The sequence below is a fragment of the Macrococcus lamae genome (assembly GCF_004359545.1).
GTDB lineage: Bacteria > Bacillota > Bacilli > Staphylococcales > Staphylococcaceae > Macrococcus > Macrococcus lamae.
On record NZ_SCWB01000009.1, the window covers coordinates 85,319 to 97,266 of the forward strand.

The following is an 11,948-nucleotide window of genomic DNA, read 5'->3' on the forward strand; positions in this document are numbered from 1 at the left end:
AGACTGATGAATAAATTTGATGAGCAGATCATCGTGGTTGACAGAGAGTCGCTGTTCAATCATGAAAAGAATGCATTTAATGGCTTTATTACGATAGAAGATCAGCGTGCGCTTGAAATTTTCGAGACGTTATCTAAATATGATGTCAAACGACGTGGCGACATGGAAGAAGATCCATCATTCAAGCAGCTGATTTCATACTGTATTCTTGAAAATGAACAAGATGAGCTTTTAGTCTATGAACGCCTGTCCGGAGGAGGCGAAGGAAGACTTCACGGGTTAAGCTCCATCGGTATCGGTGGTCATATGAATCATCTGGAAAGTGACGATATCGAGAAAATTCTTGTGGAGAATGCGAGAAGAGAATTGGAAGAAGAAGTCGGTCTGGTGGACATTCCTTGTAGCGATCTGGAACTGATAGGTTTCATCAATGATGATGATAATGAAGTTGGACGTGTACATATCGGATTAGTATTTAAGATCAAAGTCAATTCGAATAATGTGACAGCAGTTGAGACTGATACGCTTGCAATACAATGGAAAAATAAAGCTGACCTGCTGACTGCTTCAGAATACGAAACATGGAGCCGTCTGATTATTGATGCGCTTTATACAACGGGATTTTAAATGAGCGATATTATCATCTTTCCGAAAATAGGTGACGGATTGAACCGGCAGCTGGAAGATGCGATGGCAAAAAGTCAGTATGAACAGGCTTATGACATCATCAACGAAATGGAACGGCATATCGAACTGAGTTATGAGCAGCAGCTCGTCAAGCTCGAAATATTGAAGCAGGTTGGATCTTTTATCGAATTGAGAGAAGAATCGAGCATTATGCTGAATCAGGGGCATCCTTCGTATGAAGCAGTTGTTCAATACTTCCTTGAAAGTCTGTATGCGCTTGAGCAGTACCAGACAGTAATTGAACTGATCGATTCTTTAAGGTCTGAAGAATTGGATCATGCACTGATGATGCAGCTGCTTCCGTTATACGATGCTGCCCGGCTGCAGCGTAAAGATCAGACAGAACAATCCATTGATCAGCTGCAGCATTTTCAAGAATGGTCGGTCAGTCGGCAGCTGAATTATATGATGGAACTCATTCAATCTGAACAGACGTCATACGGTTCGTCTGTCCGCTATTTGCTTGAACAGAGTCCGCTGGATGCCCGGGTGCAGACACTGATGATTGAGTATCTTCTTCTTGCGGGTGCGAAAGGTGAAGTTCGTTTTCAGAAACTGAATCAGCAAGTGGTCGTTGACCTTGAACGGATCTCCCATGTCCAGGAATCACGCCTTCTCACAGAAGTTTATCCAGTCATTATCGACTGGTATGACACAAATGCACCGGCATTATCTCCGGCGGTCAGGGAATGGCTGAACGAGCAGCAGCTGATCCGCTATCCTCTTGATTTTACAGACAGCGATGGCACGATTGCAGATATCAATACGACAGCAGAAGCGCATATTCTCTATTTAAATAGTTTATTCTCTCTCGATGAGCAAAGTGATTTTAATGAAACAACTGATCATCTGACGATTATTCGTGAAATAGAGACATCACACACGACAGACATAAAATAATTCATATTGTTGAACGCATGATGAATTATGCTATAATAAAAGAGTTGAAAATTTACTGGAGGTTATTATAGATGATAGCAAAATGGGAAAAACAAGAAGGTAACGTAGGCGTTTTAACGGTTACTGTTCCTGCAGAAGAAGTTAATACTGCGTTAGATAAAGCATTTAAAAAAGTTGTGAAGCAAGTAAACGTACCTGGTTTCCGTAAAGGGAAAATGCCTCGGCCGTTATTTGAACAGCGTTTTGGCGTTGAATCATTGTATCAGGATGCGCTTGATTTCATTTTACCTGATGCGTATGCCGATGCTGTTGACGAAGCAGGCATCAATCCGGTTGATCGTCCTGAAATCGATATCGAACAGATGGAAAAAGGGAAAGAACTCATCTTCACTGCTAATGTGACAGTTGAACCAGAAGTAACTTTAGGAGACTATAAAGGCCTTGAAGTAGAAGCGGCAGATACTGAAGTATCAGACGAAGAATTTGAAACAGCACTGAATGCAGAACTTGCACGCAAAGCTGAACTTGTCGTTAAAGAAGAAGGCGCTATTGAAAACGGCGATGTTGTTAACCTTGATTTTGACGGGTATGTAAATGATGAACAGTTCGAAGGTGGTAAAGCAGAAGGATATGACCTTGAAATCGGTTCTGGTCAATTCATTCCTGGTTTCGAAGAACAGTTAGTCGGTGTTAAAACAGGCGAAGAGAAAGATGTCAATGTGACATTCCCTGAAGAGTACCACGCTGAAGAATTAGCGGGTAAAGAAGCTGTATTTAAAGTGAAAATTAATGAAGTAAAGGCTAAAGAAGTTCCTGAACTGGATGACGAATTAGCGAAAGAACTTGATGAGTCTGTAGACTCAGTAGATGCTTATAAAACAAAGTACCGTGGAGATCTTGCTGAGCAAAAGAAAATTGAAGCTGAAAATATGACTAAAGAATCGTTGATTACTCAAGTGACAGACAATGCGCAGGTTGATATCCCGCAGGCAATGGTCGACACTGAGCTTGGCCGTATGATGCAGGAATTTGAACAGCGTATCGCTCAGCAAGGATTAAACTTAGATCTTTACTATCAGTTCTCAGGACAATCAGAAGAACAGTTGAAAGAAAGCATGCAGGAAGATGCAGAGAAACGTGTTAAAACAAACTTGACTCTTGCTGCGATTGCTAATGCTGAAAATATTGAAATCACTGATGAAGATGTAGAGACTGAACTAACAAAAATGAGCGAGCAGTTCGGCTTGTCAGTAGATGACATCCGTTCAGCACTTGGCAATACTGATGTATTGAAAGACGATTTACGCATTCAAAAAGCAATTGATGTTTTAGTTAACGAATCTAAAACTAAGTAATACGGATTTATCATAGCTGTCTGTTACGTCTAAAGAACTGACTTATGTAGACGACAGACGATTGGCCCTATATCTACTCAGTAGATATGCGGCCATATTTTTATGCAGGGATATATTAGTCGGTTTAATTATTTGCATATCATATATCTTTTTAGTATATTCGTCTAAAGACAGGGGTGTAAACATGTTTAAATTTGATGAAGATGAAGAAAACTTGAAATGTTCCTTCTGTGGTAAGGATCAGGAGCAGGTTAAGAAATTAGTAGCCGGAAGCGGCGTCTATATATGTAATGAATGTATTGAATTATGTTCTGAGATTGTCGAAGAAGAACTGAAAACAACAAGTACAGAAGAATTGACAGAAATTCCTAAACCTAAAGAAATGCTTGCGTTACTTGATGAGTATGTCATCGGTCAGACTAAGGCTAAAAAAGCACTGGCAGTAGCTGTTTACAATCACTATAAACGCATTGTACAGCCAGCAAAATCGGATGAAGAAGACGTGGAACTTCAAAAGAGTAATATCGCTCTGATCGGCCCTACCGGCAGCGGGAAAACATTGCTTGCTCAGACGCTTGCACGTTCTTTGAATGTGCCTTTTGCTATTGCTGATGCGACAAGTCTGACAGAAGCAGGATATGTCGGGGAAGATGTCGAAAATATTCTGCTGCGGTTAATCCAGGCGGCTGATTTTGATATCGAACGTGCTGAAAAAGGAATTATCTATGTCGATGAAATCGATAAGATTGCCCGTAAATCTGAAAACACATCTATTACACGTGATGTATCAGGTGAAGGTGTACAGCAGGCGCTGTTAAAAATTCTGGAAGGAACAGTGGCATCTGTTCCACCTCAAGGCGGCCGTAAACATCCTAACCAGGAATTCATCCAGATCGATACAACGAATATTCTTTTCATTCTTGGCGGTGCGTTCGATGGTATCGATGAAGTCATTAAACGCCGTCTCGGTGAGAAAGTAATTGGGTTTACAGGTATTAAAGAGAAGGACTTCGATGAATCAACATTATTATCACAGATTAAACCTGAAGATCTTCAGGCGTATGGCCTGATTCCAGAGTTTATCGGTCGTATTCCAGTCGTTGCGAACTTAGAACAGCTTGATGTAGATGCCCTTAAGAGTATTCTCACACAGCCTAAGAACGCACTCGTCAAGCAGTTCAAAAAAATCCTTGAACTTGACGGTGTAGAACTTGAATTCACTGAAGATGCGCTGACTGCTATTAGCGAACTTGCAATTGAGCGCAAGACAGGTGCTCGTGGACTGCGTTCTATCATTGAAGAAAGCCTGATGGATATCATGTTCGATATCCCGTCAGAAGAAAACGTAGCGAAAGTCGTCATTACTGAACAGACGATTCGCGATTCAATTTCACCGGAAATGTATGACGAAGCTTCTAACTTAATTGAATCAGAAAAATCTGCCTGATCATTAACCTCATGGGGTACTTTACTCTATGGGGTTTCTTTTTGGCAGCTGAAAATAGTGTATAATAAGAGGAAAACAGGAGAAAACAATGAACATCAACCCAAACAATGTTGAAATTTTGATCAGTGCCGTCAAGCCTGAGCAGTATCCGGATACAGGACTGCAGGAAGTCGCACTGGCCGGTCGCTCTAATGTCGGAAAATCGTCATTCATCAATACGATGATCAGCCGTAAAAGTATGGCAAGAATCTCATCTAAACCTGGTAAAACACAGACGCTGAACTTTTTTAATATTGATGAACAGCTTGTTTTCGTGGATGTCCCGGGCTATGGTTACGCCAAAGTGTCAAAGTCAGAGCGCGAACGCTGGGGTAAGATGATTGAGACGTATTTGACAACGCGAGAGAACCTGGCAGTAGTCATTCAGCTTGTGGATATTCGTCACGAGCCTTCACAAGATGATGTGCTGATGTATGACTTTCTTAAACATTATGAAATACCGGTCATCATCATTGCCACAAAAGAAGATAAAATACCTAAAGGTAAAGTGCAGAAACATTTAAAAGTGATCCGCCAGACACTTGAGATTGATCAAGGGGATACACTAATCAGTTACTCTTCATTATCGAAAGATAAAAATACATTAATCTGGCAGGCAATTGAAAAATATTTATAGAGCACGAGCCCTTATCAAATAAGAAATTCGTGTTATAATAGAAACAATGGCTATAAATGGGGGCGACATAAATGCATATTGTTGTAGTGAGCGTCAATCACCGTACAGCAGATGTAAGTTTGAGAGAAAAACTGACATTTTCAGAATTGAATATAGAATCGGCACATCAGACACTGATCAATCAGAAATCAGTGCTTGAAGGTGTTATCGTATCAACATGTAACCGTACTGAGATCTATGCGGTGGTCGATCAGCTGCATACTGGACGTTATTACATCCAGTCCTTTTTAGCGGAGTGGTTCGACGTCGCAATCGAAGTCGTGAAATCAGTCACTACAGTGAAATCTGGCGATGAAGCTGTATCACATTTGTACAGTGTGACAGCAGGACTCGATTCAATCGTTCTCGGTGAAACTCAGATCTTAGGACAGGTTCGTGACAGCTTTCTGATAGCCCAAAGTATGGGAGCAACCGGAACAATATTCAACAAATTATTCAAGGAAGCAGTCACTGTAGCGAAACGCGCGCATTCAGAAACTGATATTTCCTCTAAAGCAGTCTCTGTTTCATATGCGGCCGTAGAACTGTCAAAGAAAATTCTTGGCACATTGAATGATAAAAGAATTTTGATTATCGGTGCCGGCGAGATGGCAGAACTAGCGCTTGAAAACCTTTCCGGGAGTGGTGCTGAAGATATCACTGTAATCAACCGCACTTCGGAGAAAGCGATGAATCTGGCAGATAAATTTGGTGGCAGACATCTGACGATGAATGAGCTGCAATGTGCAATGATGAATAGTGATATCGTCATTACATCGACGAGCGCGCGTGATTATATCATCACTGAAGAAATGATGAACGGTATCATGCGTATGCGGCCATCAAATCCTATTGTACTGATTGATATAGCGGTTCCTCGTGACATCGATCCGATGGTCGGGAAACATGATCTCGTCTTCAATTATGATGTAGATGATCTAAAAGGGCTGGTTGATGCAAATCTGGCTGAGCGTGAGAAGGCGGCAGAAAAAATCCACTTTATGATTGATCATGCAGTGCTGCAGTTCACTGAATGGGTGAACATGTTGGGTGTTGTACCTGTCATTACAGCACTCCGTGAAAAGGCACTGCGCATTCAGGAAACGACAATGGAAAGTATCGATCGCAAAATGCCTGATTTAACTGACCGCGAACGAAAAGTCATTTCTAAACACATGAAGAGCATCATCAATCAGATGCTGAAAGATCCGATTCAGCAGGCGAAAGAATTGAGTGGACATGATAACAGAAATGAACAGCTGCAATTCTTCCAGGAAATTTTTGATATTACGAGCGAAGTAGAAACGATCAATGCACGAGAAAATTATGATATTAAATCATTTCGGGGGCAGTTTGAACCAGGAAATGGGTGAGTAAATGTCAGATATATTTATGATTCGATTGCACGAGGCAATACTCTTCATCTATATGTTGAGTGTTGCCTGTTATTTCTTTGATTTCGTTCAGAAGAATAATAGAGTCAAGAAAATCGGTTTTATGATGTTAGTGACCGTATTTGTTATTCAGACGCTGTTAATCGGTCAATTTGTTATGGAAGCAGGAAGGTTTCCTGTACAGACCATCGTTGAAGGTTTTTATTTCTTCACCTGGCTGATTATATTGATTTCGATTATCCTGTCTCTAAGTACCCGGTCAGAACTTATAACATTTATGATGAACTTGATAGGATTTATTTTTATGGCTATCCATACCTTTCAGCCGGTACAGTACAATTCGGATACAGCAGTGTCACATATGATGAATGAACTGCTGATGATACATGTGACACTCGCCATTACTGCCTATGTGATGTTTCTGATTGCAGCCCTTCATGCGCTGCTTTACTTAATACAGATGAATAATCTGAAGAAAAAGAAATTTAATCAGAAATTCTTCAGAATCAATGATTTGGCGTCAATCGGAAGATTTGTAGGTATTTTCAGCGTTGCGGGATTTGTTCTTCTTCTTGTTTCGCTGATTCTCGGGATACAATGGGGATTAATACTCATCGGTGGGACCATCTGGACAGACAGCAAAGTCATCGGTTCGATGATTGTGTTATTTATCTACGGTGTATTTTTGTTGTTATTTAATCAGAAACAGCTGAAAGTGAATATTTTGATGGAGATTAATATTATTCTATTTCTGATCTGCATGATTAATTATCTGCTCTTATCCAGATATTCTGAATTTCATCAGTTAATGAATTAGGAGGATTTATATGAGGAAGATTATAGTAGGGACAAGAAGAAGCGAACTTGCGTTGACGCAAAGTAAGCAGTTCATCCAGAAAATCAAAGACCGCTTTCCTGAAATCGACATTGAGATTAAGGAAATCGTCACTAAAGGCGATAAAATAGTTAATGTTCAGCTGTCCAAAGTTGGCGGTAAAGGGTTGTTTGTCAAAGAAATCGAACAGGCATTGTTCGATAAGGAAATAGATATGGCGATTCATTCATTGAAAGATGTACCAAGTGAGCTTCCAGAAGGGCTTATACTGGGCTGTATTCCTGACCGTGAAGACCCGCGCGATGCCTTTATTTCAAAAAATCACGTGAAGTTAGCTGATTTACCGGCCGGCAGTGTTATCGGCACGAGTTCTCTTCGCCGTGGTGCCCAGCTGCTTAATCTTTATCCGGAGCTAAAGATTGAATGGATTCGAGGAAACATTGATACACGTCTGAACAAACTCCGGCATGAACATTACGACGCGATTATTCTTGCTGCAGCCGGACTAAAACGGATGGGCTGGAGCGATGATACAGTAACCGAATATCTCGACCATGAAACGATGCTACCAGCCATTGGTCAAGGCGCATTAGGCATTGAATGCCGGGAAGATGACAGTGAAGTACGCGACATATTAAGAGCGGTGCATAATGAAGATGTAGAACGCTGTACGCAGACTGAACGCCAGTTTCTGAAACTGATGGACGGCAGCTGTCAAGTGCCGATTGCAGGTCATGCAGTCATTGATGGAGAGAACATTCAGTTTAAAGGTCTGATTATGTCACCAGACGGAAAAGAAAAGTACGTCGCTGAGATCACTGGAACAGATCCTGTAGAAATAGGTATGACAGCAGCAGAAAAGATGAACGAAAACGGTGCACATTCTATCATAGCAGCGTTAAATGAAGAAGGAAGTCGATAATATGAAGCCAGTTGTACTGATGACTGACAGTCGTGCCACAATAAGCAGTGAAGTAGAAATTGTCCACCTTCCTTTAATAGGAATCAGACCGCTGCCTGTTGTTCGTGCACTTGCTCACCATCACTATGACTGGCTTCTTTTTACGAGCAAAAATGCCGTAGAGTTGTTTTTTTTGCACTACCCAGACGTGACGTTCAGCAATATTGCATCAATCGGTAAAAAGACTTCTCTTGCACTGGCTGTTCGAAATATTAAGATTGATTACGAGCCGCCTGATTATCATCAGGAATCATTTATTGAATGTGCGGCTGACCGCTTTGATAGATGCACGGTGCTGATTCCATGCAGTGCGAAAGCGCGGCCAATGCTGACAGATTTTTTGAAGCGGCGGGCAGAAGTCACGAGAATCAATCTTTATGAACCTGTTGCAAGTGTTAAGAATGCAAAGAAGATGAATGAGCTCGTCGTGAGTGGTAGTATAGATGTGGTTGTATTAATGAGTCCATCAGCCGTCAATGCATATTTCACACAGTATGACGTCGTTCACCTGCCTGTCTTAGCAGTTGGACCAGTCACCAGTCAGGCTTTGAGTAGATTCGGACAGCCGCACATAACAGCGAATCAATCGACGAAAGAATCAATTCTACAAAAAATAATTGAAATGAGGGACAATCATGTCATTTGATAGACATAGAAGACTGCGTTCTTCAGCAGTGATGAGAGATATGGTAAGAGAGACTACAGTCTCAAAAAAAGATTTAATCTATCCGATTTTTGTCATTGAAAAAGATGATATGAAAAATGAAATCCCGTCAATGCCGGGAATCTTTCAGCTCAGTCTGAATTTGCTTCATGAAGAACTGAAAGCAGCTTATGACCTTGGAATCCGTGCTGTCATGTTTTTCGGAATTCCGAATGAAAAAGACGCCTGTGGAACGGGAGCATTCATCGATGAAGGTATTATTCAGAAAGCGACACGATTATCTAAACAGCTGTACCCAGATATGCTCGTTCTGGCAGACACTTGTTTATGTGAATATACCGATCATGGTCATTGTGGTGTTCTTGATGACCACGGAGAAGTAATTAACGATGAAACTTTGCCGCTGCTTGTTCAGACGGCAGTTTCTCAGGCACGTGCAGGAGCGGATATTATTGCACCGAGCAACATGATGGATGGCTTCGTTCAGGCCATTCGAGCGGGACTTGACGCAGCTGGTTTTTACAATATTCCAATCATGAGCTACGGTATTAAATACGCATCAGCATTTTACGGACCTTTCCGTGATGCAGCTGAAAGCACACCAAAATCAGGAGACCGTAAATCTTATCAGATGGATCCTGCAAACCGTTTAGAAGCAATGCGAGAACTTGAAAGTGATATCGCTGAAGGTGCAGATATGATGATCGTAAAGCCTGCGCTCAGCTATCTGGATATTATCCGTGACGTGCGCAACAATAGCAATCTCCCAATAGTCGCTTACAACGTCAGCGGGGAGTATGCGATGACAAAAGCTGCTGCAGCAAACGGCTGGATTGACGAAGAGCGAATCGTGATGGAGCAGATGATTTCAATGAAACGTGCAGGAGCGGATATGATTATCACTTATTTCGCCAAAGATATTTGCGGTTATATTAATAGAGGGGGATACTGATGAATCGTTCACAGCAGGCATTTGAAGCAGCAGAAAAAGTGATGCCGGGCGGCGTAAACAGCCCGGTACGAGCATTTAAAAGTGTAGATATGGACCCAATTTTCATGGAAAAGGGTAAAGGGTCGAAAATTTACGACATTGATGGCAATGAATATATTGATTATGTGTTAAGCTGGGGCCCTCTTATTTTAGGACATGCTGATGAGACTGTTACTAAAGAACTGAATAAAGCAGTTTTGAACGGGACAAGTTTCGGGGCACCGACTGAACTCGAAACTAAAATGGCGGAACTGGTTATTGAACGTGTTCCGTCAATCGAAATGGTGCGGATGGTATCAAGCGGAACTGAAGCAACACTGGCAGCCCTTAGACTAGCGAGAGGTTTCACTGGAAGAAACAAAATTCTGAAATTTATAGGATGTTACCACGGACATAGTGACAGTCTGCTGATTAAAGCGGGGTCAGGTGTAGCGACACTTGGTCTGCCGGACTCTCCGGGCGTACCAAAGGGGACGGCTGAAAATACCATTACTGTTCACTATAATGATATGAATGCTGTTAAAAGCGTCTTTGAAAAATATGGTGATGATATTGCAGCGATTATCGTTGAACCTGTCGCAGGTAATATGGGAGTTGTACCTCCAGTGCAGGGTTTTCTGGAAGGTCTTCGCAATATTACAACTCAATATGGTGCACTGCTGATATTTGATGAAGTGATGACAGGTTTCCGCGTGGGTTATAACTGTGCCCAAGGATATTTTAACGTGACACCTGACATCACGTGTCTCGGTAAAGTGATTGGTGGAGGTCTGCCCGTCGGAGCATTCGGTGGCAGACGTGACATCATGGAACGTATAGCGCCTGCTGGATATATATATCAGGCGGGTACATTAAGCGGAAATCCACTGGCGATGACAGGCGGCTACTATACGTTAAGTCAGTTGACAGAGGACAGCTATAGTTATTTCAATACATTAGGCGATCAGCTTGAAAGTGGATTAAAAGAAGTATTTGCTAAGCACGAAGTGCCGATTAAAATTAATCGTGCCGGGAGCATGATCGGCTTCTTTCTGAATGATCAAGATGTCACAAACTTTGAAACTGCCAGCAAATCTGATGTGAAATTATTTGCTAAGATGTACAAAGAGATGGCGGCAAATGGAATCTTCCTTCCACCGTCTCAATTTGAAGGAATGTTTCTTTCTACACAGCATACACGTGAGGATATTGAAAAAACTTTAAAAGCTTTTGATAATGCTCTAAACGTTGTAAAATAAGGATTTTTAATTGAAAATCACATGAATTCTCATGAGATTTTCATTTTTTTTTTGAAATTAATGTTTATAATTTTTATATCAGGCAATATTATTCATGTAAATAAAATTTACAAAAATAATCTTAATGGAGGTTTTCTATTATGGCTAACAACAATAACAAAAATGTTAACGACAAAGATGTTATCTATGATTCAGAAAGAGATCGTCATGTAACACATCAAGCAGATGGTACAACTAATCGCGACGGAGATCGGGTAAGAGAAACTCGCGAAACAACAAATCACGTTCATCGTGAAGAGCCTAAGAAGAAAAGCCCATGGCCTTGGTTGATTCCTTTATTATTACTTCTTCTTGCTATCCCATTGCTAATGAGTATGTGTAACAATGATAAAGATGACAAAAAAGACGAGAACAAAACAGAAGAAACAACTACTGAAGAAGCAACAACAGAAGAAGCAACAACAGAAGAAGCATCAGTTGTAAAATTCGACTTAGCTTCTATCGTTAACTTCGACCTTGCGTCGTAATAATTAAAGCCGTGAATGTTATTCACGGCTTCAGACTGTAGACAAAGTCTCCTTAGGAGATGTTGTCTGCAGTCTTTTTTTGTTAAAATATAAGAAATAAATTCAGAAGGTGATTGTATTGATAAAGATGTCTAATCATGAGTTTACAAAACAAAAACGAAATCAACTTGAAATGTATAGTCTGGAAGACCTTGTGCCACAGAATCATTTACTTCGAAAAGTTGATCAGGTCTT

General features: G+C 41.1%; 12 protein-coding genes. All 12 read left to right on the forward strand.

What is annotated here, in order from left to right:
* Positions 1 to 6: 6 nt before the first annotated feature.
* The 12 genes from ERX29_RS06345 (at position 7) to ERX29_RS06400 (ending at position 11,714) form a co-directional block, all read left to right on the forward strand.
* Positions 7 to 627 carry an NUDIX domain-containing protein gene (locus tag ERX29_RS06345; RefSeq protein ID WP_133443862.1) on the forward strand — a complete coding sequence of 207 codons (621 nt, stop codon included), beginning with the start codon at positions 7 to 9 and terminating at the stop codon, positions 625 to 627.
* Positions 628 to 1,587 carry a hypothetical protein gene (locus tag ERX29_RS06350; protein ID WP_133443863.1) on the forward strand — a complete coding sequence of 320 codons (960 nt, stop codon included), beginning with the start codon at positions 628 to 630 and terminating at the stop codon, positions 1,585 to 1,587.
* Between the two features lie 71 nt (positions 1,588 to 1,658).
* Positions 1,659 to 2,942, forward strand: coding sequence for a trigger factor (tig, locus tag ERX29_RS06355; protein WP_133443864.1), 1,284 nt, complete (start codon positions 1,659 to 1,661; stop codon positions 2,940 to 2,942).
* A gap of 184 nt (positions 2,943 to 3,126) precedes the next feature.
* Positions 3,127 to 4,389, forward strand: coding sequence for an ATP-dependent Clp protease ATP-binding subunit ClpX (gene clpX, locus ERX29_RS06360; RefSeq protein ID WP_133443865.1), 1,263 nt, complete (start codon positions 3,127 to 3,129; stop codon positions 4,387 to 4,389).
* Positions 4,390 to 4,477: 88 nt separating this feature from the next.
* The gene (gene yihA, locus ERX29_RS06365; RefSeq protein WP_133443866.1) at positions 4,478 to 5,065 is read left to right on the forward strand and encodes a ribosome biogenesis GTP-binding protein YihA/YsxC; all 588 of its coding nucleotides are present in this window, start codon (positions 4,478 to 4,480) and stop codon (positions 5,063 to 5,065) included.
* 71 nt (positions 5,066 to 5,136) lie between these two features.
* Positions 5,137 to 6,477, forward strand: a complete 1,341-nt coding sequence (gene hemA / locus ERX29_RS06370; RefSeq protein WP_133443867.1) for a glutamyl-tRNA reductase — start codon at positions 5,137 to 5,139, stop codon at positions 6,475 to 6,477.
* A 4-nt stretch (positions 6,478 to 6,481) separates the two neighbouring features.
* Positions 6,482 to 7,315 carry a cytochrome c biogenesis protein CcsA gene (ccsA, locus tag ERX29_RS06375; RefSeq protein WP_133443868.1) on the forward strand — a complete coding sequence of 278 codons (834 nt, stop codon included), beginning with the start codon at positions 6,482 to 6,484 and terminating at the stop codon, positions 7,313 to 7,315.
* 10 nt (positions 7,316 to 7,325) lie between these two features.
* Positions 7,326 to 8,255 (forward strand): hydroxymethylbilane synthase, encoded by a 930-nt coding sequence (gene hemC, locus ERX29_RS06380; protein ID WP_133443869.1) that lies wholly within the window; start codon positions 7,326 to 7,328, stop codon positions 8,253 to 8,255.
* A 1-nt stretch (position 8,256) separates the two neighbouring features.
* Positions 8,257 to 8,940, forward strand: coding sequence for a uroporphyrinogen-III synthase (locus ERX29_RS06385; RefSeq protein WP_165981087.1), 684 nt, complete (start codon positions 8,257 to 8,259; stop codon positions 8,938 to 8,940).
* Positions 8,930 to 9,910 carry a porphobilinogen synthase gene (gene hemB / locus ERX29_RS06390; RefSeq protein WP_133443871.1) on the forward strand — a complete coding sequence of 327 codons (981 nt, stop codon included), beginning with the start codon at positions 8,930 to 8,932 and terminating at the stop codon, positions 9,908 to 9,910. The genes ERX29_RS06385 and hemB overlap by 11 nt, the downstream gene beginning before the upstream one ends.
* Entirely contained in the window at positions 9,910 to 11,187 is a 1,278-nt protein-coding gene (gene hemL / locus ERX29_RS06395; protein ID WP_424960628.1) for a glutamate-1-semialdehyde 2,1-aminomutase, read from the forward strand. The genes hemB and hemL overlap by 1 nt, the downstream gene beginning before the upstream one ends.
* Positions 11,188 to 11,327: 140 nt before the next feature.
* On the forward strand, positions 11,328 to 11,714 hold the full coding sequence (locus ERX29_RS06400) for a hypothetical protein (RefSeq protein ID WP_133443873.1): 387 nt from the start codon (positions 11,328 to 11,330) through the stop codon (positions 11,712 to 11,714).
* Positions 11,715 to 11,948: the final 234 nt, after the last annotated feature.

Coding starts and splice junctions, on each gene's coding strand:
- ERX29_RS06350 (WP_133443863.1), top strand. CDS start 628: ATGAGCGATATTATCATCTTTCCGAAAATAGGTGACGGATTGAACCGG.
- hemC (WP_133443869.1), top strand. CDS start 7,326: ATGAGGAAGATTATAGTAGGGACAAGAAGAAGCGAACTTGCGTTGACG.
- ERX29_RS06345 (WP_133443862.1), top strand. CDS start 7: ATGAATAAATTTGATGAGCAGATCATCGTGGTTGACAGAGAGTCGCTG.
- ERX29_RS06400 (WP_133443873.1), top strand. CDS start 11,328: ATGGCTAACAACAATAACAAAAATGTTAACGACAAAGATGTTATCTAT.
- hemL (WP_424960628.1), top strand. CDS start 9,910: ATGAATCGTTCACAGCAGGCATTTGAAGCAGCAGAAAAAGTGATGCCG.
- hemB (WP_133443871.1), top strand. CDS start 8,930: ATGTCATTTGATAGACATAGAAGACTGCGTTCTTCAGCAGTGATGAGA.
- tig (WP_133443864.1), top strand. CDS start 1,659: ATGATAGCAAAATGGGAAAAACAAGAAGGTAACGTAGGCGTTTTAACG.
- hemA (WP_133443867.1), top strand. CDS start 5,137: ATGCATATTGTTGTAGTGAGCGTCAATCACCGTACAGCAGATGTAAGT.
- yihA (WP_133443866.1), top strand. CDS start 4,478: ATGAACATCAACCCAAACAATGTTGAAATTTTGATCAGTGCCGTCAAG.
- ccsA (WP_133443868.1), top strand. CDS start 6,482: ATGTCAGATATATTTATGATTCGATTGCACGAGGCAATACTCTTCATC.
- clpX (WP_133443865.1), top strand. CDS start 3,127: ATGTTTAAATTTGATGAAGATGAAGAAAACTTGAAATGTTCCTTCTGT.
- ERX29_RS06385 (WP_165981087.1), top strand. CDS start 8,257: ATGAAGCCAGTTGTACTGATGACTGACAGTCGTGCCACAATAAGCAGT.